Origin of the sequence: Jonesia denitrificans DSM 20603 (assembly GCF_000024065.1) — a bacterium.
In the GTDB taxonomy this organism is placed as follows: domain Bacteria; phylum Actinomycetota; class Actinomycetes; order Actinomycetales; family Cellulomonadaceae; genus Jonesia; species Jonesia denitrificans.
Genome location: NC_013174.1, coordinates 2,249,321 through 2,269,377 on the forward strand (window position 1 = coordinate 2,249,321; position 20,057 = coordinate 2,269,377).

General features: G+C 58.1%; 16 protein-coding genes. 5 read left to right on the forward strand and 11 right to left on the reverse strand.

Annotation, left to right across the window (positions count from 1 at the left end):
- Window positions 1-70 precede the first annotated feature (70 nt).
- Both JDEN_RS10365 and JDEN_RS10370 read right to left on the reverse strand, forming a co-directional pair.
- Window positions 71-910, reverse strand: a complete 840-nt coding sequence (locus JDEN_RS10365; protein ID WP_015772327.1) for a DsbA family protein — start codon at window positions 908-910, stop codon at window positions 71-73.
- A gap of 125 nt (window positions 911-1,035) precedes the next feature.
- A complete protein-coding gene (locus JDEN_RS10370) occupies window positions 1,036-2,889 on the reverse strand; it encodes a serine/threonine-protein kinase (RefSeq protein WP_015772328.1) in 1,854 nt (617 codons plus the stop codon).
- Between the two features lie 99 nt (window positions 2,890-2,988).
- Between JDEN_RS10370 and JDEN_RS13145 the strand changes: the two genes are divergently transcribed.
- From JDEN_RS13145 to JDEN_RS10390, 4 genes are all read left to right on the forward strand, one after another.
- On the forward strand, window positions 2,989-4,488 hold the full coding sequence (locus JDEN_RS13145) for an alpha,alpha-trehalose-phosphate synthase (UDP-forming) (protein WP_015772329.1): 1,500 nt from the start codon (window positions 2,989-2,991) through the stop codon (window positions 4,486-4,488).
- Window positions 4,485-5,291, forward strand: coding sequence for a trehalose-phosphatase (gene otsB / locus JDEN_RS13490; RefSeq protein WP_015772330.1), 807 nt, complete (start codon window positions 4,485-4,487; stop codon window positions 5,289-5,291). Before JDEN_RS13145 ends, otsB begins: the two co-directional genes overlap by 4 nt.
- A gap of 168 nt (window positions 5,292-5,459) precedes the next feature.
- Window positions 5,460-6,560 carry an ABC transporter ATP-binding protein gene (locus tag JDEN_RS10385; protein ID WP_015772331.1) on the forward strand — a complete coding sequence of 367 codons (1,101 nt, stop codon included), beginning with the start codon at window positions 5,460-5,462 and terminating at the stop codon, window positions 6,558-6,560.
- Window positions 6,561-6,710: 150 nt separating this feature from the next.
- Entirely contained in the window at window positions 6,711-7,952 is a 1,242-nt protein-coding gene (locus JDEN_RS10390; protein WP_015772332.1) for a DUF4032 domain-containing protein, read from the forward strand.
- 25 nt (window positions 7,953-7,977) lie between these two features.
- Here the strand turns inward: JDEN_RS10390 and rlmB are convergent, their stop codons facing one another.
- The 6 genes from rlmB to JDEN_RS10420 form a co-directional block, all read right to left on the reverse strand.
- Window positions 7,978-8,958, reverse strand: a complete 981-nt coding sequence (gene rlmB, locus JDEN_RS10395; protein ID WP_015772333.1) for a 23S rRNA (guanosine(2251)-2'-O)-methyltransferase RlmB — start codon at window positions 8,956-8,958, stop codon at window positions 7,978-7,980.
- A 39-nt stretch (window positions 8,959-8,997) separates the two neighbouring features.
- On the reverse strand, window positions 8,998-10,407 hold the full coding sequence (cysS, locus tag JDEN_RS10400; protein ID WP_015772334.1) for a cysteine--tRNA ligase: 1,410 nt from the start codon (window positions 10,405-10,407) through the stop codon (window positions 8,998-9,000).
- Window positions 10,408-10,524: 117 nt separating this feature from the next.
- Complete coding sequence (locus JDEN_RS10405) at window positions 10,525-12,807, reverse strand: beta-xylosidase/alpha-l-arabinosidase (RefSeq protein WP_015772335.1); 2,283 nt, start codon at window positions 12,805-12,807, stop codon at window positions 10,525-10,527.
- A gap of 38 nt (window positions 12,808-12,845) precedes the next feature.
- Window positions 12,846-13,739, reverse strand: coding sequence for a carbohydrate ABC transporter permease (locus JDEN_RS10410; protein WP_015772336.1), 894 nt, complete (start codon window positions 13,737-13,739; stop codon window positions 12,846-12,848).
- Entirely contained in the window at window positions 13,736-14,773 is a 1,038-nt protein-coding gene (locus JDEN_RS10415; protein WP_015772337.1) for a carbohydrate ABC transporter permease, read from the reverse strand. Before JDEN_RS10415 ends, JDEN_RS10410 begins: the two co-directional genes overlap by 4 nt.
- Before the next feature lie 9 nt (window positions 14,774-14,782).
- Entirely contained in the window at window positions 14,783-16,078 is a 1,296-nt protein-coding gene (locus JDEN_RS10420) for an ABC transporter substrate-binding protein (RefSeq protein ID WP_015772338.1), read from the reverse strand.
- A 155-nt stretch (window positions 16,079-16,233) separates the two neighbouring features.
- On the opposite strand from JDEN_RS10420, the gene JDEN_RS10425 reads away from it, so the two are divergent.
- Window positions 16,234-17,244, forward strand: coding sequence for a LacI family DNA-binding transcriptional regulator (locus tag JDEN_RS10425; RefSeq protein WP_015772339.1), 1,011 nt, complete (start codon window positions 16,234-16,236; stop codon window positions 17,242-17,244).
- A gap of 34 nt (window positions 17,245-17,278) precedes the next feature.
- Here JDEN_RS10425 and ispF read toward each other — a convergent pair whose 3' ends face one another.
- The 3 genes from ispF to JDEN_RS10440 are packed head-to-tail and all read right to left on the reverse strand — an operon-like array spanning window position 17,279 to window position 19,979.
- Window positions 17,279-17,800: a 2-C-methyl-D-erythritol 2,4-cyclodiphosphate synthase gene (ispF, locus tag JDEN_RS10430; protein ID WP_015772340.1), complete on the reverse strand. Its 522-nt coding sequence runs from the start codon at window positions 17,798-17,800 to the stop codon at window positions 17,279-17,281.
- Entirely contained in the window at window positions 17,797-18,585 is a 789-nt protein-coding gene (locus JDEN_RS10435; RefSeq protein WP_015772341.1) for an IspD/TarI family cytidylyltransferase, read from the reverse strand. The genes ispF and JDEN_RS10435 overlap by 4 nt, the downstream gene beginning before the upstream one ends.
- Window positions 18,582-19,979: a hypothetical protein gene (locus JDEN_RS10440; RefSeq protein WP_015772342.1), complete on the reverse strand. Its 1,398-nt coding sequence runs from the start codon at window positions 19,977-19,979 to the stop codon at window positions 18,582-18,584. The genes JDEN_RS10435 and JDEN_RS10440 overlap by 4 nt, the downstream gene beginning before the upstream one ends.
- Window positions 19,980-20,057 lie beyond the last annotated feature (78 nt).

The following is a 20,057-nucleotide window of genomic DNA, read 5'->3' on the forward strand; positions in this document are numbered from 1 at the left end:
GTGCGAGTAATAGACTACAACAGAGGTGTCACGGACGCGAAATCGTGTCTGTCACTCATGGTGTGGACTGTCATTCCTCACTGGTGTCTTCACCGGTGGTGTTCGATGTTCCAGCGTTGAGGACTGCGTCTTTGAGTAGTTGCGGGTCGGTCCAGTTGACGTTTGACCGTTCACCGTTGATGTAGAGCGCTGGGGTTCCGAATCGTCCTTCTTCGTCACGCAGGGATTCATCGTTGAGGGTGATGGCCGATGCGGATTGGATGTACCGGACGTAGTCACCTTCCAGCATGCCATCGATGTGTTCGCTGGGAACACCGGCTGCTTGTGCGTAGGAACGCAGTTCTTCCTCGCTTTGTCCGGTGTTCTTGAAGTTTGCGAACGTCATCTTGGCGAACTCCAGGGCGTGTTCTGGGGAGTTTTCTACCAGGTAGGCGAATGCTGACCCCATGGTGTCGGAGTATTGGGATTGCAAGACACCTACGGGGTGCAAGCGCCATACCAGTTCCCCGTTGTCTGCTGATTCCTTGAGCCAGTCACCGTTGGTCATTTCGAAGTCAGCGCAGTGGGTGCACATGAAGTCGAGGTAGACATCAAGAACTGGTACGTCAGTGGGTGCCTCAGCTTGGAAGTTCCCGTTGTAGTAGGTGATGCCGCCATCTTCAGGGCTTGCGGCGGTGGGGATAGTGACATCCTCGGGGAATTCGGTCATGTCGGAGCTGAGTTGGCTGGGTTGTTGCTGCAAGATGAACCATCCCACACCAACAACTGCAAGAACTCCGATGAGGAGTGAGGCGAACAGCACGATTCGGGATCGGCGTTCCCGGCGCGCCTGTTCCTGCTGGAGAGCTTGTGCTTTCAGTCGTGCTTCTTCACGGCGGCTGAGGCCGTGTGAGGTGGGTGACGATGCCATAGTGTCGTGCTTTCCGTGTGGACGGCGTGTGGATACCGTCGTGGTTATGTGCGCTTGGTCGCATGCTAACGACCCTATCTGGAGGTTGCCTGAACGCAGCGCCTCGCGAACTCACATGTGACTATTTAGCGGAAGGATGGCGGGGTGGGAAGTGGCGCCCAATGAGGGTCGGCGCCTTGCGCCAGTAACGCCAGTGCATACCCGGCAATCACAATGACGATCAGCACAAAGACGGTGGTACCAAAAAGCTGTGGAATGAGACCACGGAATATTTCCCGCTGACCAGCCCGAGTCAACCTCGATACTGGCCCCCACCAGGTCAGCGCCAAAATCAGCGCCCCAGCCCCGACAAGGATCACCGAGTACACCCACGCTGGTGGAACATCCCAGTCACCAAACTGGACTGTTTGAGAATCCACCGCCCACCACACTCCCCCAGCGATAACCAGAGCGCAACTGACTGCGACCGCAACATTAGGGATGAGGCCCAATGCTGCCCGAACAACCAGGAGCGGAGATTTCGCGACAAGGACGGCCCGCTCACGCCGTGTCACCCCTTTCACTTCACGCCGGAACTGGAAGGAATCCCACATGACCCCAACCGTGCGGGCCACAAGAAGCGCGAGAATCAACACCACGAGCGTCCACCCGGGACGTACGCTCCCCCACGCAATGAACGCGAGGCTCACCGCTATTGTCACGAAGGGGCGCGGTGCTGGGCTCGGGCGGGTGTACAGGTCCGGGGGTTGCGGCGGCGCAACAGGCGCATCGTTTGTTCCATAGACCTGCGGGTATCCACCCAAGGGTGGACCCGGAGGTTCCGGGCTCATTGGGGTGGCGGGGGTTGACCCAGGAGCAAATGACGGCGGTGCCTGCTGGTATGCGGGCTCCGTTGCGATGACTTGCGTGGGTTCCTCAAGGGGTTCTGGAGCAGGTGACGGGACGGTGAATGCGCGAGTATGACCGTCGTTGCTTGTCGATGTGTCGATCACCTCCGTGCGGGTACCGCCGCTGCCTGCTGTCCGCGGATCCCACGTGTCCGGTCCGTGACCTACCCCGATTTTGTCGGTATATCCGGTCGGTCCTGCGGCAAAGGCTGCAAGTTGGTCAGAGTCGAGAACCTCGGTCGCTTCCACATCAGGGTGTGAGTCGTGGAAGATTTCTTCGGTGGGGCTGAGTGCCGCGTTGTGCAGTTCGTCGAGTACTTCTTGGGGTGTCCACCGGTGGTGTGGATCGACGGCGAGCGCCCCTCGCAGCGCCCAGGCAACGCGTTGGTCGAGCCCGTTGACGTCTGCTTTCCCTGCCATGGCTCGGGCGATCACTGATTGGAAGCTTCCTTCACCAAAGGGAAGTCTGCCGGTGGCAGCGAAGGCGAGGACGGCACCCCACCCCCACAAGTCTGAGCTTTGGGAGGGGGCTTGCCCGTTAACCAGTTCTGGGGCGAGGTAGCCGGGGGTTCCCATGACTAACCCGGTGCGGGTGAGGCGGTGGTCTTCGAGCCCGTGGGCCAGGCCAAAGTCGATGAGGACGGGGCCGTGATCAGACATGATGATGTTGTTGGGTTTCATGTCTCGGTGGATGACGCCTGCCTCATGGACAGCCGCGAGAGCGTCATAGAGGTCCGTGGCGGTGTCGGCGAGTTGTTGGGAGGACAACGGCCCGTTGTCAGCGACCCAGGTGTCGAGGGTGGGGCCCTCGATGAGTTCATAGACGATGAACATTTCGTCGTCGTCAATCTCGAGGTCGAGCATGGCAGCGACGCTGGGGTGGTTGATTTTGCGTAGTGACGCGGCTTCTCGTTCGACTCGGGCTCGAAGTTCATCTTTTGGTAAAGAGTCAGTGCGCAGGAGTTTGAACGCGACGGGGTGCCCACCATCGTCGATGGCGCGGTACACCACACCCATTGCGCCCGCTCCCAGCGGATGCACGATGGTATATCCGCCTATTTGTGTGCCTGGTTCCAAGCCGATTCGTTCCATGCCTCAACGTTATGCGTTCGAATGTGAAATTTCCCTGCTCGACAAGCAAAAGAGCTGCGTTCTCGGTACAGTACAGGTGGATTGAGGAGTTGGTAAAACATGAGTACAACTGGATTTGACCTTGTTGTGGTGTCTAACCGCCTACCTGTGGACATGCAGCAAGATGCCTCTGGTGCTATCTCGTGGACCCGGTCCCCTGGGGGGCTTGTGACCGCGCTGGATCCCATTATGAAGGGTGCGGAGGGCGCGTGGGTGGGGTGGAGTGGTGCACCAGATTTTGCGCCTGAACCTTTCGATGCGGACGGAACTTTTTTGGTTCCTGTTCCGCTCAGCGAGGGCGAGATTCAGCGGTATTACGAGGGTTTCTCTAACGACACATTATGGCCTCTTTACCACGATGTGATTACGCCTCCGGCCTATCACCGAACGTGGTGGGACTCATATCGGGCTGTTAATGAACGATTCGCGGAAGCTGCGGTTGCGCAGGCTGCCGAGGGTGCAACGATTTGGGTTCATGACTATCAGTTGCAACTTGTTCCAGCACTGATCCGTCAGCTCCGACCCGATGTGCGTATTGGTTATTTCCATCACATTCCGTTCCCTCCGTTTGAACTGTTCCAGCAACTTCCGTGGCGGCGCCAGGTCATCGATGGTTTGTTGGGTGCTGATGTTGTTGGTTTCCAACGCCGCTCTGACGCCACGAACTTCATGAACTGCGTCCGCCGCCTCACCGCTGTCAAACCACGCACTAACATTTTCTCTGTCCATTCCGACAACGGGGCGCGCCGCCTTGTCAAAGCCGCCGCGTTCCCCATCTCCATCGATTCCCACTCTTTTGACCGTCTCGCACACACTGATGCGGTGAAGAAACGCGCGGAGGAAATCCGCAGCGACCTAGGGGACCCCGACGTCATCATGCTTGGGGTAGACCGTCTGGACTACACCAAGGGCATTCGTCACCGCATCAAGGCGTATGGGGAAATCCTTGAAGACGGACGCATCGATGCGGCAAGCACCACCCTTATCCAGGTAGCAAGCCCGTCCAGAGAGAACGTCAAAGCGTACCGCGACCTGCGCCAACAGGTAGAGATTCTGGTGGGCAGGATTAACGGTGAGTACGGTGAAATAGGTCATTCCACTATTCATTACCTTCACCATTCCTACCCCCAAGACGAAATGGCGGCCCTTTACTTGGCCGCTGACGTCATGCTTGTCACCTCACTACGAGACGGCATGAACCTCGTCGCGAAGGAATATGTGGCAGCTCGTCACGACCTCGGTGGTGCGCTGGTCCTGTCAGAATTCACGGGCGCAGCAGACGAACTCGGCGGCGCAATCCTTGTCAACCCACATGACATTGACGGAATGAAGGACGCGATCGTCCACGCAGCGAACATGCCATCCGCCGAAGCACGGCGCCGTATGCGCCGCTTGCGCAGAAAAGTCATGCACGACGACGTCAACAAGTGGGCACATAACTTCCTTGCGTCCCTCGAGGACATCGGGCAACGCAACGAGCACAACGGAGCGTACGCACCCACTGTCACCTCCGCCGCTGAACCTGTTCCCGCTGGCAGCACCGCAGGAGGCGCATCGTGAGTCACACTGACCACTTTGTCACCCTCAACCCAACCCTCACCGCCGCTCTTGACAGCTTCAGCAGCACGCGTCCGCTTCTACTCGCGTCAGACTTCGACGGCGTCCTCGCCCCACTGGTGGACAACCCCAAAGACTCGCGCATGCAAGAAGAGTCAGCGGCAGCACTCGCCCGGATCACCGGGCAGGACGGCATCACCGTTGCCCTTGTCTCTGGACGAGCAATTGCTGACCTCCATGCACTCGCCCACCCGCAGCCCGGTACCATCCTCATCGGGTCACACGGGGCAGAACGCGGTCACGTCAACGCTGATGGCAGTCTCCACCATGACGAAACACCGTTGCCTGACAGTGCCCAAGAACGTCTGGAAGCGCTCGAAGACTACGCGGAGGCCCTCGCCGCAACAACACGCGGAGCATGGATCGAACACAAACCCACCGCAGTGGTCCTCCATACCCGCCTCGCCGACCCTGACGAAGCACAACGAGTGAACCAAGCCCTCCACAGTTGGGCACACGACTCTCGCTTGCACGTCATGACCGGTCACAATGTCGTCGAAGTCTCCGTTCTCAAAGCAACAAAAGGTGATGCAGTGACCGCGCTTCGCCACGAGCTTCAGGCGCGCAGTGTCCTCTACCTTGGTGATGACGTCACCGATGAAACAGTGTTTGCCACCCTTGGTTCCTCAGACGTCTCCATTAAAGTCGGATCCGGGGACACACGCGCTGTCCATCGGGTGAACTCCCCACAGGAAGTCTCATTCACACTCACCCACATTGCTGATAGAGTGAACGCGGATCACTAACTGTGGGACATTACACAGCATCACGCTGATGTGAATCACAGTGTGGCCACACAACTCAAGAAGAGTGTCAACGCGGACACGTCCTCACACAGTGTGCGGACAACGCGTGCGCACCCATCACAACGGATCGTCCGGCACGTACCTGCCGGTGAAGGGATGTAGCACATCATGGCTACCGTTACATACGACCACGCCAGCCGGATCTACCCCGGGACCGAACGTCCCGCAGTAGACCAACTCAACCTCCACATCGAAGACGGCGAGTTTCTTGTTCTCGTGGGTCCTTCCGGGTGTGGTAAGTCCACCTCGCTGCGTATGCTCGCAGGTCTCGAAGACGTCAACCAAGGTCGCATCCTCATTGGTGACCGCGACGTCACCGACGTTCAGCCCAAAGACCGTGACATCGCCATGGTGTTCCAGAACTACGCGCTGTACCCACACATGACCGTGGCTGACAACATGGGCTTCGCTCTCAAAATCGCTGGCACCCCCAAAGACGAAATCCGCAAGCGCGTTGAGGAAGCAGCAAAGATCCTCGACCTCACTGAGTACCTTGACCGCAAGCCCAAGGCACTCTCAGGTGGTCAGCGTCAGCGTGTCGCTATGGGCCGCGCCATCGTGCGTCAGCCTCAGGTGTTCCTCATGGACGAGCCGCTGTCCAACCTGGACGCCAAGCTGCGTGTTCAAACCCGTACGCAGATCGCATCGCTGCAGCGTCGTCTGGGTGTCACCACCGTGTACGTGACCCACGACCAGACTGAAGCTCTCACCATGGGTGACCGCATCGCAGTGCTCAAAGACGGTGTGCTCCAGCAAGTTGGTACCCCCCGAGAAATGTACGACACTCCTAACAACGTGTTCGTTGCTGGCTTCATCGGCTCCCCAGCCATGAACCTGGGCACCTACCGCGTCGACAACGGTGTTGCACAAATCGGTGACGCACGCCTGCCCATCACCCGTGATGCTGTTGCTGGTCTCACCGACGCTGACAAGGGCGAAGTCACGATCGGGTTCCGTCCCGAATCACTTGAGCTCGTGTCACCATCGGACCCATCCGCTCTTGCCATCCAGGTGAACATCGTCGAAGAACTCGGTTCCGACGCGTACGTCTACGGCACACTGAAGACCGGCAACGGCGACCAAGACGTCATCATCCGTGTCAACCCACGCACCGCACCTGACAAGGGCGAATTCATCCACGCTGCGATCAAGCCTGGAAACGAACACGTCTTCTCACCAAGCTCCGGTGCACGCCTCGCAACCATCTGATCGACTGCACACCACGCACCACTAACTGTGGGCAGGCTCCTCATGTGAGGGCCTGCCCACAGTCGCATTCCACACAGTCACTGTGCCGCCAGCCGTGTCCTCGATGAGCAGCCGTAGAATGACAGTGGACACCAACCCCAGGAGACACCCGTGCCACAATCCCTCCAAATCACTGCAGCCAAACCAGACCCGGCGTTGCTCTCGCTGCCGTGGGACATCCCCCTCGAAGACTGGCCCACTGATGTCCTTGCTGCACTCCCCCGAGGGATTTCCCGACACGTCGTCCGATTCGTGCGCCTTCGAGACCAGGTCATCGCCATCAAAGAGATCGGTGAGACAGTCGCCTTCAATGAATACGAACTCTTACGTCAGTTGTCCCGTACCGACGTGCCCTCCGTTGAGCCCGTCGGTGTCATCACTGGGCGCACCGACAAAAACGGAGAACGGCTTGAAGCGTGCCTCATCACCAAACACCTCGCGTTTTCCCTGCCCTACCGGTCCCTGTTCAGCCAGAACCTTCAACCCGACACGGCGACGCGACTCATCGACGCACTGACTGTCCTCATGGTGCGCCTCCACCTCATCGGCTTCTACTGGGGCGACGTCTCCCTGTCGAACACGCTGTTCCGGCGGGACGCGGAGACATTCGCCGCATGGCTAGTCGACGCCGAAACCGGGCAGTTGCACCCCAAACTCTCTGACGGTCAACGCAACTACGACATCGACCTGGCACGCACCAACATCATTGGTGAACTCATGGACCTTCAAGCCGGTGAGTTCCTCGACGAAGACGAAGACGTCATCGAAATCGGTAACCAACTGCACCGCAGGTACCACGAACTATGGGCAGCATTGCACGACGTCGAAACATTTGATGCGGACGAAACCTGGCGCGTTGAAGCACACATCGAATACTTGAACTCCCTTGGGTTTGACGTTGATGAGCTAGAGATGACCACTGATATTGACGGGACCACTGTCATGATCCAACCCAAAGTCGTTGACGCAGGTCACCATTCGCGCCGCCTCATGCACCTCACTGGGCTTGACGTACAAGAAAACCAGGCGCGACGGCTCCTCAACGATCTTGAGTCATTCCGAGCAGCAACAGAACGCCAAAATGACGACATTGAATTCGTCGCACACGACTGGCTGGCCACCGTCTTCGAGCCCACCATTCAAGCTGTTCCTAAAGATCTCCGCAAAAAACTTGAGCCCGCGCAGCTTTTCCACGAAATTCTCGACCACCGGTGGTTCATCTCCGAGCAACAACACCGTGATGTCCCCATGCCCGAAGTTGTGGACTCCTACGTCACGAACGTCCTGCACAATCGGCCTGATGAACTCGCGGTCCTTGGACTCGACCCTCAAGACGCCGACCTCCAAGACTAAGTCGAGGTGTCCACAACTTCACCAATTATGCTGACGCGTCTTCGCTCCGCGCAGCTGCAACCTCATATAACGTGATGCCTGCCGCCACAGCAGCGTTCAAGGACTCAACGGTTGTTGAGATAGGGATCGCAGCAATAGCATCACAGGTTTCGCGTACCAAACGCGATAGCCCTTTGCCTTCTGAACCCACAACAAGAACCAGCGGGTCAGCAGCGAAGGGAAGGTCACGAACCGAGGAATCAGCATCCCCATCCAACCCGACCACAAAACACCCTGACTTCTTCAAAGCTTCCAACGACCGCACCAGGTTCGTCACCCGAGCAACCGGGACACGGGCGGCAGCGCCCGCGGATACTTTCCACGCAGACGCGGTCATCCCAGCGGCTCGGCGCTCAGGAACAATCACACCGTGCGCGCCAAAAGCACCTCCCGCTCGCAGGATCGCACCAAGGTTTCGTGGGTCGGTCACTGAATCAAGAGCGATCAACAACGGCGCCTGCCCCTTTGAAGCCGCAGCATCAAGAAGGTCATCAACCTCGAGATACTCATAGGCAGGCACACCCATCGCAACGCCTTGGTGAACGGACCCATCCGTGAGTTCATCAAGTTCCGGACGGGTCGCCTCGACCACAGCAATACCGCGCTCTGTAGCGATCTCAAGGATCTCTTTCGTGCGGTCATCATGGTCAAGCCGCGAAGCCACATACAAACGGTCTGCTGGCATATCTGAACGCAACGCCTCAACGATAGCGTTACGTCCCGCAATCACCTCAACCGCGCGAGACCCTGACCTGTTCGTCCGGCGTTGCGCATGCTTTTCTTGCGCAGCCTCAAGCTTCTCACGGGCCTCTTTACGTTTCCCTGCGGGGTGCCAGGACCTATCCTCCGCACGCGGGGTTGCACCACGACCTGCTAACCCACGCCGACGATTTCCTCCACTTCCTTTAACCTGTGCTTTTTTGTTGTCTTTACGCACCGCACCGCGGCGCTGTGAGTTTCCAGCCATATCAGGCACTCTTCTTTCGTGACGTTCATGGATAAAGGGTTACGCAAGTGACCAGCGCGCGCCATGTGGTGAATCCTCAACCACGATCCCCGCCGCTGCTAAGGCATCGCGAATCGCGTCGGAAGTGGCCCAATCTTTGTCGGCTCGAGCCTGAGCACGACGGTCAAGTTGTCCTTGGACGAGTGAAGCCAGTGCAGAATCTGCCCGGCTGTCAGTATCTGGTGCAGCCCATTGCGCAGGGTCGAGACCCAACACGTCAAGCATTGCACGCACCTGTAAGACCGCATGGGTTGCTTCAGGAAGGTTGTTGTTCGCCAATGCGGTATTCGCGGTTTTCACACTGTCATACAAGACCGCCAGCCCTTGTGCGACATTGAGGTCATCATTGAGTGCGTCTGTGAATGCTTGCGGAAGTTCCACAGTGGTCACGGGGACAGTGACCTTGTCCCCCACGGTTTCCACTGCACGCCTATACACACCGGTGAAGCGGTCCCACGCCACTCCCGCATCGATCAGTGACTGTTGAGTCCATTCAACCATGGACCGGTAGTGTACGGACGCTAATGCGAACCGAAGCACAGGCGCTGGGGCCTGCTTAAGGACCTCCGTCACCAGCAAGCCGTTGCCCAGCGACTTGGACATTTTCGCGCCACCTTGGGTCACCCACGCGGAGTGCATCCACACTCGTGCGAACCCATCACCAGCGGCATGCGATTGTGCTTGCTCGTTTTCGTGGTGCGGGAACCGTAAGTCGAGTCCACCACCATGGATATCAAATTCGCTTCCCAAGTATCGTCGTGCCATCGCTGAGCACTCAAGATGCCACCCGGGACGACCAGTCCCATAGGGGGTTGGCCACGATGCTGTTGACGGTTCGCCCTCTTTGGGGGCTTTCCACAACGCAAAATCCCGTGGGTCACGTTTGTTGGGGTCGCTCACATCCGCGGTTGATAAGACTCGTTCGTCGATGTGTTGATTCGTTAAGGCCCCGTATTGAGGCCACGATTGGGTGTCGAAGTACACGTTCCCCGGGGAACTTACATACGCGTGTCCGCGCTCGATGAGGGTTCCCATGAGGTCGATCATGTCGAGCATGTGCCCCGTGGCGCGCGGTTCGTAGGTGGGGCGCAGATTCCCCAACGCATCATAAGCTTCGGTAAATGCCTGTTCGTTGAGCGACGCCCACGCCCACCATGCCATCTTCGCGTCTGCAGATTTCGCCAAGATTTTGTCGTCGATGTCGGTGACGTTGCGGATGTAGGTGACATCAAGTCCGGCACGCTGCAACCATCTGACCAGCACATCGAAAGCGACAGCTGAACGCATGTGACCGATGTGAGGTGCTGCTTGCACAGTGGCACCACACACGTACACACCCACCTTCCCCGCCTCGCGAGGCTCGAAAGGGTCAACGGTCCGGGTAGCGGTGTTAAAAAGCCGAAGAGTCACACAGGCAAGTTTACCGGTTGATTGGCGTCAATTCGTATGAGACAAAGATCAAGCCCGGATGCGTGTGCGGCGCATCCGGGCTTGAGCGGTGGTGCTATCCAGTGACCCAACTGGATATCAGCGGTACTCCACAGACACCGAGGTGGTGAGCGTTGCATTCGGTGCTACTTCGTAGACATCACCCGTCACAGTAACGGTTGCGCTGATGTCACCGCTGCCTGCACTGTGTCCAGTCCAGAACACAAACTGCCCTGGCTCGACAACGCGCGTGTACTGCGCGTTCGTGAACGACAGGCGATGCGGCGGTACGGTGAACGTGACCGTTGCGCTCTGTCCCGGTGCGAGGGACACTCGTTGGAAACCCATGAGTTGAGCAACAGGTCGAGTAATCGACCCGAACACGTCCTGAACGTACAACTGCACGACCTCGTCGCCGTCACGGTCCCCAGTGTTGGTGACTACAACACTGACGCCAACAGGCGCATCGGTTGACGTTGCCGACACGGTGAGATCACTGTAGGTGAACGTCGTGTACGACAACCCGAAACCGAACGGACGAACGGGCTGTGAGGACAGGTTGGTGACGTCAGAGTCGCCACCGAGGCGGGGGTGCAGGTATGTGTAAGGTTGCGCACCGGTCGACCGTGGTAGTGAAACCGGGAGCTTCCCTGATGGGTTGACGCGCCCCGAAAGCACGCCCGCGACAGCTTGTGCTCCTTCTTCCCCGGGGAAGAAAGCTTGCACAACTGCCGACGCTTGATCCAGCGCCCACCCCAGAACGTAGGGACGTCCCGTGAGGAGCACAATAACAACCGGTCGTCCGGTCGCAAGAACACGTTCAGCAAGTTGACGTTGCACACCGGGCAACTCGAGATCGTCACGGTCACAACCTTCTCCGACCGTGCCTCGGCCAAACAATCCAGCCTGGTCACCCAGGACGAGGATCGTCAGGTCGCTGTCGCTAGCGATCTCTGCGGCGTGGTCAAAACGGGAGGTGTCATCACTTTCGATGTCACACCCTTCGGCATAGTTCACAATCGCGTCCGTGAACTCTTCCGAAATCGCCTCACGCATTGTCGGAACGTCGATACCAGTGTCGTATCCCTCTTGCACCGCAAGAACGTGGTTGACGAACGAGTAGCACCCGAACATCGCAGAAATTCGGTCGGCATTTGGTCCGATAACCGCGATCTTCGATGGTGACGCAGCAACAGGTAGTGTGCCGTCATTGGACAGCAGAACAACTGCTTCTTCAGCGAGCTGTCGGGCAACCGCCCGGTGCTCTGGTGAATCCAAGTCGATCTGGCTCGGGGGTTCGTCCTCGAAAGTGTTGTCCAACAATCCAAGCTCAGCTTTTTGCGTTAACGCGCGAAGCACTGCTCGATCCACCAAGGATTCGTCGATGCGTCCAGCTTCCACCCCTTGGCGCAGCGGGGTCAGGTACGCGTCACCCGTGGGCAACTCGATGTCGACACCAGCTTCCAGAGCCTGACCTGCAGCATCTTCGAGGTTCTCTGCGACCTGGTGAAGTTTCTCAAGGAACGCCACACCAAAGTAGTCAGCTACCACAACCCCGTCGAATTCCCACTGGTTTCGCAAAAGGTCAGTGAGGTATTCGGCGCTGGCTGCGACAGGCACACCATCAATTTCGGAGTAGGCGTGCATCACTGACCGCACGCCACCGTCACGGATAGCCATTTCAAACGGCGGAAGGAGCACATCGGCTATTTCCCGTTTGCCTGCGTGAACTGGACCGAAGTTCCGCCCAGACTGCGATGCAGAGTACCCAACAAAGTGCTTCAGTGTCGCATGGACACCTTGGGACTGTACGCCCTTGACGTAGGAGGTCCCGATCACACTGACTGCGTAAGGGTCCTCAGAAATGCACTCTTCGACCCGACCCCAGCGTGGGTCCCGGATGACATCGAGCACAGGTGCGAGGCCTTGGTGAATGCCCAGTGTGCGCATTGACTCGCCAATGAGGGAGCCCATTTTTTCGACGAGTTCTGGGTTAAACGACGCACCCCAGGACAACGGGGTGGGGAATGTTGCGGCCTTCCATGCTGAAAGACCCGTCAGGCATTCCTCGTGGACGAGCATCGGAATTCCCAGGCGGGTTTCCTTGATGATGCGGCGCTGTTCGTTCCACAACCAGGCGGCCCGTTCAATGGGGTCCACGGGGCGTGTTCCATACGCACGGGTAATGTGCCCAAGTCCATGGCGTGTAGCACCGGTAAACGTGGTGGCTTCCTGGAACTCCCCCTGGAGAGGAGCAACAGCTTCACCATCACCTTTATCCCAGAATCCAACGATTTGAGCGAGTTTCTCGTCCAGGGTCATCTGGTCAAGAATTGCCTGCGCACGTGCTTGGTGCTGCGCGGCAAGGGTGTTGTCATTCATGTTTTTTCCTTCATCATGTGCGTTGGGGGCCGCACTGATTAACCCTTCACTGCGCCCTGGAGACCGTTGACGATCTTGTTTTGCATAGCAAGGAAGAAGATCAACGCGGGGATCATGGACAACGTCGTGAACGCGAAGACACCGGCTTGGTCTGAGGAGTATTGCGACGAGAAGTCAGCGACACCCAACGGCAGCGTTTTCATGTCGCCCTGGAGCAGCAGGAGCGGGAGAAGGTATGCGTTCCACGAACCAACAAACGCCAGCACACCTGTCGTCACCATGCCTGGGCCCGACAGAGGAAGAACAATGCGCCAGAAGAACCCGATGCGTCCAGTGCCGTCGAGGTTTGCCGCTTCTTCAAGCTCGTTCGGGATCGCTTGGAGGAATGGCCGCAAAATCACGATCGTCATGGGAAGCGCGAACGCTGCTTGTGGAAGCGCAAGGCCCATCCATGAGTTCCCAAGACCCAAGTCTTTGGTGATCAAAATGAAGAGCGGAATCACAGCAACTGTTGCGGGGAACAACAGGCCAGCCACAAAGATCATGAAGATCTGTTCCCGGTACTTGAACTTGAAGCGCGCGAGGGGGTAGGCGGCCATCATCCCGAAGATGACAACCATTGCCGTGGTCAAGACTGCAACGATGGTGGAGTTCATCGTGTAGATCCAGAAGTTCTCTGAGGTGATCACACGAATGTAGTTGTCCAGCACCCACGGATCAGGCAAGCCTGCAGGGGATTCAGCGAGCTGCGCGTTCGTCCGGAACCCGCCGAGCACTGCGAACATCACTGGTCCAAGCGTCACGCAGACCAGCAGGATTGCCATGAAGTAAACGAAAGGACCTGCCGCGTGCCCGTCACGTTTTCCGCGACGCCGCTTGGGTGTCACTGCTTTGTCGGGATTGGGGCGCGGGGTCGTGGTGACGGCGCTCATCGGGTCACCTTCTTTCGCTGAGGTTCGATGTCAGGGTTGTCTCGCCGCAAGACGAAGCGCTGGTAGACGAGCGCGAAGACCAGGGCAATGATGAAGAGGACAACGGAGGCGGCAGAAGCGATCCCGTAGTTTGACCGCTTCGTTCCTTCATTGATGAGGAACGTGACCATCGTTGTTGTTGCGTTCGCTGGTCCACCCTTGGTGAGGATCCACACCATGTCAAAGAGCTGGAGTGATCCGACCATGGAAAGGAACGCCCAGGTGCGAAGGGTAGGGCCAATCAAAGGAATGGTGATTTTCACCTGAGTCTGCCACCATGAAGCACCATCGATCTGTGCTGCTTCATGCAGTTCTTCAGGGACTCCTTGCAGCCCGGCAAGGAACAAGATGATAGCGAACCCAAGAAACTTCCAGGTCAACACAACCATCAAGGTGGGAAGTGCAAGCTCAACGGTGCCAAGGAACCCTTGAGGTGGACCTTGGATACCTACTGCATCGAGAACCACCGCGATCGCGCCGTAGTTCGGTTGGAGCATCTGGAACCAGATGACACCAACGATCACTTCAGCAAGAACATAGGGGACGAACACAATGGTTCGCAGTGCTGCGCGGCCCCACATCTTCCGGTTGAGAAGAAGGGCAATCAGCAACCCGAGAGGAAGCTGGATGGCGATCGACGCAACAATGATGATGAGGTTGTGAGTGAGCGATCCAATGAAGACATCATTTTGGAGAACGCGAATGTAGTTGTCGAGCCCCACAAAGTCGACGAGCGGGCCAAACCCTTTCCATCTGTAGAGGGAGAACTGTACAGCCTTAATCATGGGCCATACGACGAAGAACGCGAAGAGCGCCAGCGCTGGTGCGATGAAGATCCCGGCTTCGATTGCCTGACGGTAGTTTGGCTTTGCCTTGCGACGTGCGGGTTCAGACCCGGCTGCTGAAGGTGTGCGACCTCCAGCAGCCGGAGTCTGTGATCCGTGAGTCGCAGACAGGCCTGCATCGACGGCCGATGCTTGAGTCTTGTCTGCCACGGTGTTATCTCACTTTTCCAGGTCAGCAGCTGCCTGCGTTGCGTCGACAATGCCCTGTGCAGAGGATTGGCCGGCGAACACAAGTGCGATTTCGTCGTTCATAGCGCCACCAACGGAGGTGCCGAACGAGGTGTCGAAGTACAACTGGATGAATGGTGATGCGTCACGAACTGCGAGGAGGTCAGCAAGTGCTGGGTCAGCAACGTACTGGGAAGCAGTGGGGTTGGTGGGCAGACCCATGTCGAGTTCTGCGAAGCCCTTTTGCACCTCATCGGAGAGGAGATATTCCACGAAGTCCACGGCAACATCTGGTGCGTCCTGAGCAACGGCCCATGCGTCACCACCACCGAGCTGCGCGGCTGGGTCACCAGCTCCGCCTTCAACAGCGGGGAATGGGAACCATCCGGTGTCTTCACCAAGACCTTGCTCGTCCTCGGTGAGTCCCTGCATCACGCCTGGTTCCCAGTGCCCTGCAAGTTCCATGGCGACCTTGTCGGTAGCGAGGAGACCAGATGCGGAGGTGGGACCGGACTGTGCAGGAGTCTGGAGGAACCCAGCGTTGAAGGGCTCAGTTGCCACCAAGTCTTCGAGCGACTCTCCAGCCTTAACGAAGCATTCGTCTTGGAAGTCAAGAGAGACAACAGCGGACTGAAGAACGTCCTGCGAGCACTGACGCAGTGCGAAGTAGTACCAGTAGTGAGCTGCTGGCCACTTGTCACCGGCACCAACAGAGATGGGCTCGATGCCTGCGTCCTTGAGCTTCTGAACAGCGTCATTCAGCTCGGCCATGGTGGTCGGCGCTGACTCAATGCCTGCTTGCTCAAAGAGAGCTTTGTTGTACCAGAAACCAACAACACCAATGGAGAAAGGCAAACTGTAGACGCGGTCATCCACGGTCCAACCACCGACGTTACCGCCGAGCTTGGCGATTGTTCCGGCAGCATCTTCGGTGAGGTCGCGGGTCAGGCCTGCTTCCACGTGGTCCGCGAGTTCACCACCACCACGTTCCATGTAGATGTCGGGCATTTCACCGGACTGGAAGGCTGCTTCCAGCTTGGTGGTCATGTCTTCGTGTTGAAGTGCTTCAACCTTGACCTCGACGCCTTCGTTGGCTGCTTCGAAGTCTGCCGCGATCTGGTCGTAGTAGTCCTTACCACTACCGGTGTTGGAGTTGTGCCACCAGGTGATGACGGTGTCACCATCGGCGTTTGTGTTCTCCTCGTCGCTGCCACCTGAACAGGCGGTTGCGAGCATGGAGATCGCTGCTGCGGCCGCAAGGAACCGCATGGTTTTCGTGTTTCTCATTAGAGAGTCTCCTCGTCATTGAGTGATGTGCATAACCATGGTGACCGGTCGCACAGTCTCGTGTCAATCGTTAACGACATCGTTTTCGATAACGGTATCGTAACGCATGATGAACGCCTATACTGAATAGTGTGAATACTGCCCCCCGCGTCACTATGGCCGATGTCGCCCGTCAAGCAGGCGTTTCTGTTGCCACCGTGTCCAAGGTCGTCAATAACAAAGACGGGATTTCTCCCTCGCGCGTCGCCCACGTACGCCAGGTCATCGCCGACCTCGGATATGAGGCGAGTTTAGGCGCCCAATCGTTGCGAAGCGGTCGTAGTGGGGTGGTGGGCATGCTTGTCGCGGAGTTCGAACCGTTTTCCACGGAACTCCTTAAAGGTGCAGCTCTTGCTATCCGCGCCCACGAGTACGAACTTCTTGCCTACTCCGGCAAAGGGATGTCTGGGGATCGGCTTGGGTGGGAACGCAGACACATTTCGCGGCTTTCGGGAACCCTCATTGATGGTGCGATCATTGTGACCCCCTCAGGCGTGGACGATCGATTCCCCACTCCCGTTGTCGCAATCGACCCTCACCTGGGCACATCCACGTTGCCCACGGTGAAATGTGACAGTTACGGGGGCGCGCTGGAGGCCACCGCGTACCTCTTGTCGCTTGGTCACCGACGTATTGGCTTCCTTGGCGGGCGCGCAGACCTTCAGTCCTCAAAAGATCGGGAAGCAGGCTTCCGGGCTGCTATGGCTGATGCGGGCATCTCTGTGGACGCTGACCTCATTGATGAAGGCGGTTATCAACCTGACCTATCAATTAGTCCAACACGGAAAATCCTGACGCTCCCGGCAGACAAGCGGCCCACGGCAATCTTTGCCGCAAACGACCTGTCGGCGATCAAAGTGATCGAGGTCGCCGAATCCCTCGGGTTACGTGTTCCTGACGACATCTCTGTCATTGGGTTCGACAACGTCCCGGAGGCCGCCCTGTTCCGTATCCCACTCACAACAATGGCGCAGCCTTTGCAGGAAATGGGCGCCCGCGCCATGGACATGTTGTGTGACCTGCTCGCTGGGAACGATGTGGTCAAGAACGTGACAATGCCAACGACCTTGGTGGAACGCGCCTCGTGCGCGCCCCCGGCTGGTCACATCCCTGAGGATGACTCGTAAGACCTCACCCGCATGTTGTCCGCTCACCCAGTACTTATCGTCTGGGCGAGTCCGTAAGCAGCTCGTCGTCGCGGTACACAAGTGCCGTTGCCAGTGCTGCCAGGCCTTCGTTTCGGCCAGTGAATCCCAGACCGTCAGTAGTTGTCGCCGACACACGAACTGGCGCTCCTGCTGCCTGGGACATGGCCTGTTCCATGGCGGAACGGTACGGTCCTACTTTCGGCCTCGTCCCAATGAGTTGGACGGCAACATTCCCGATGCGGTAGCCAGCCTCGTTGACTCGGCGCGCTGCTTCAGCAAGGAGTCGCGCACCCGACGCTCCTGCCCACTGCGGTTCCGAAGTGCCAAAGTTGGTGCCAAGATCGCCCATGCCAGCAGCTGAAAAGAGCGCATCTGCCGCAGCGTGTGCAATAACGTCGGCATCGGAATGCCCATCTAATCCAGGTTCGCCAGGGAAGAGGATACCGCCAAGCCATAGTTCACGACTCGTTGGCTGAGGCGCCCAGGCGTGTACATCTGTTCCAATGCCCACGCTGGGGATCACAGGGGACGTCATCGGGAATTCTCCACGGTGTGTAAGTGGCGGGCATAACTCAGGTCGTGAGGTGTCGTGATCTTGACGGCGTACTCAGACCCGTCAATGGCAGCAATAGCGTGTCCTGCAGCGGCAACCACACTGGAGTCGTCAGTGTACGAATGCAACTCATCGTGGGCACATGTTGATGCACGCTCATGGGCATCCACAAGGACGTTCCAAAGAAAAGCTTGCGGGGTTTGAACCCGGCGCATCGACGAACGAGGTACTACACCCGTCACCTGAGCGAACTCATGTGTCGCATCCGTAGTCACTGACACCAGCGAATCTGTCACTGGCAACACGGGAATCACCCCGACGTGCCCGGTAAGGACTGTGGTCACAAGCTCATCCATCACACGAGTCGGCGTCAATGGCCGGGCCGCATCATGAACGAGCACAACACGCTCAGTGCCCGCATCACCAGGTGGGTGATGTGCGGCTAACGCCGCCAAACCAGCCGCCACGGACGCTTGCCGAGTTGTGCTCCCTGACACCACATCGACAGTCACATGGTGTGGACCATGCTGACACAGCAGTTGCTTCACCTGCCTGACGTGAGTATCGGGCGCTGTCACCACAACACGCTGCATTCCTGTTACCTGCGCGATCCGGTTCACTGCCATAACAACTAACGCCGTGTCCGCCTGCCCTGGCACCAACTCAACCAGTGCTTTAGGGATGTCGTAACCCAGGCGCTGACCAGACCCGGCTGCAGTCACCACACCAACCACGTGGCGGCGTGACCCTACGTCCAGCTTACTCACGCGATCTCAACCGCTGACGTGGAGATGATTGTGGCACGGTACCCGCGTTTCTTGACGATGATCCGCGCCCACAACCACTGCCCTTGATCCTGCGGCGTGACCGTGTAATCCCACCCATGTGCCTTGGGAATGATCCGTTGCCCGCGCATCCACTGAATCTCGATGTCGCTAGGGCGTCGATCCAGGAATCCTGGGTCAAACCCGCTCACCGACAACGTGTGCCCCACCACGGGTTCACCGTCGATATCAAGGTCAGGGCCGTGGTACTCCATGGCGTCCCCGGGCAACGCGACACCCAGGTTCACTTCGACAAGGGTGTGAAGGTAACCTTCGCGCTGTGCAAGCACCGCCACGCTGATGACCCGCCCGCGGTCCTTAGGGCGCACCTTGTATCGTGACGTGGTTGCCCCCTTGACGGGCCGTGAATCAACCAGCCACTGCCACGACAACTCTTCTGCCTGCGGAGTGAAATCGTCAAGACGGACCTTCACAGACGACTTGCGCCCAACCCGGGGCTCCTTGAATGTCACCCCACGTTCTGTGTGCAGCGCCAACGTCCGGCCAGCACCAATGACACCCACAGTGATGCGAGCTGACCCTTCCTCACTGCCAGCAGAGCTTCCTCGCACATCAATGGCCGCAACGGAACCTTCAGAGCCTGCCGGCGGAGTCAGTTCCGCGCGGTACACATCAATATCCGTGCCGTCCTCAGCGAGGAGATACACGCCGTCTTTTCCCGAGCCAAGCCGCTCAGGGGCGATGTTCTCCACGCGTTGCATGATCACGCCGTTAATCACAAGCGCGATATCGACACGGTCCACTGGCTGTGAGAAAGCGTCCGCATCCACGGCAACAAGTAAGGGAACGAGTTCTTGTGCCGCAAAAGTCTGTGGGCTGAGCGCGTGGACCGCAGGATGATCCCCGAGGGCTTCTTTCAATGCCTCCTCGATGACGCTGGAGGCATCACTGGAGTCCGGGTCTGCCTCAGTGAGGCTCGGAGCAACAGAAATCAAAGACCGATCAATGCTGGGAGCAGGCGCCGGGATCACACTGGCTCTTTCCACCTCAACGTGGAGCGGCTCCACATCATGGGATGCAAAGATCGCTACTGCGCGCAACGTAGTCCCTACGTCCTCAGGTTGCACCCGGTAGGTGGGGCCGACGTGTCCATTCTCCCACCGCACCTGAATGTCATCGGCAGCTGGTGTCACATCCAGTGCGCTCACATCAATGCGGAGTTCTTCTCCCACCGACACGACACGTTCGCGGGGAGCGAATGGTGGCGTGCCTTCGACCGTGAACTGAATCGCCGATGGTGTGTTGGAAACGGTCTCTTGTGCCGGGTGCGCCTCGAAGAGGGGCTCAGATTCATAACCGTCATGGCGGGTGGTCATGTCACTCACTCCTCATGTCAGATCTCTCTTGGTTGCACAACAACAGCCGCCCTGCCAACATTCCCATCAAGGAACGTG

Coding starts and splice junctions, on each gene's coding strand:
- JDEN_RS10365 (WP_015772327.1), bottom strand. CDS start 910: ATGGCATCGTCACCCACCTCACACGGCCTCAGCCGCCGTGAAGAAGCA.
- JDEN_RS10370 (WP_015772328.1), bottom strand. CDS start 2,889: ATGGAACGAATCGGCTTGGAACCAGGCACACAAATAGGCGGATATACC.
- JDEN_RS13145 (WP_015772329.1), top strand. CDS start 2,989: ATGAGTACAACTGGATTTGACCTTGTTGTGGTGTCTAACCGCCTACCT.
- JDEN_RS10385 (WP_015772331.1), top strand. CDS start 5,460: ATGGCTACCGTTACATACGACCACGCCAGCCGGATCTACCCCGGGACC.
- rlmB (WP_015772333.1), bottom strand. CDS start 8,958: ATGGCTGGAAACTCACAGCGCCGCGGTGCGGTGCGTAAAGACAACAAA.
- JDEN_RS10405 (WP_015772335.1), bottom strand. CDS start 12,807: ATGAATGACAACACCCTTGCCGCGCAGCACCAAGCACGTGCGCAGGCA.
- JDEN_RS10410 (WP_015772336.1), bottom strand. CDS start 13,739: ATGAGCGCCGTCACCACGACCCCGCGCCCCAATCCCGACAAAGCAGTG.
- JDEN_RS10420 (WP_015772338.1), bottom strand. CDS start 16,078: ATGAGAAACACGAAAACCATGCGGTTCCTTGCGGCCGCAGCAGCGATC.
- JDEN_RS10425 (WP_015772339.1), top strand. CDS start 16,234: ATGGCCGATGTCGCCCGTCAAGCAGGCGTTTCTGTTGCCACCGTGTCC.
- ispF (WP_015772340.1), bottom strand. CDS start 17,800: ATGACGTCCCCTGTGATCCCCAGCGTGGGCATTGGAACAGATGTACAC.
- JDEN_RS10440 (WP_015772342.1), bottom strand. CDS start 19,979: ATGACCACCCGCCATGACGGTTATGAATCTGAGCCCCTCTTCGAGGCG.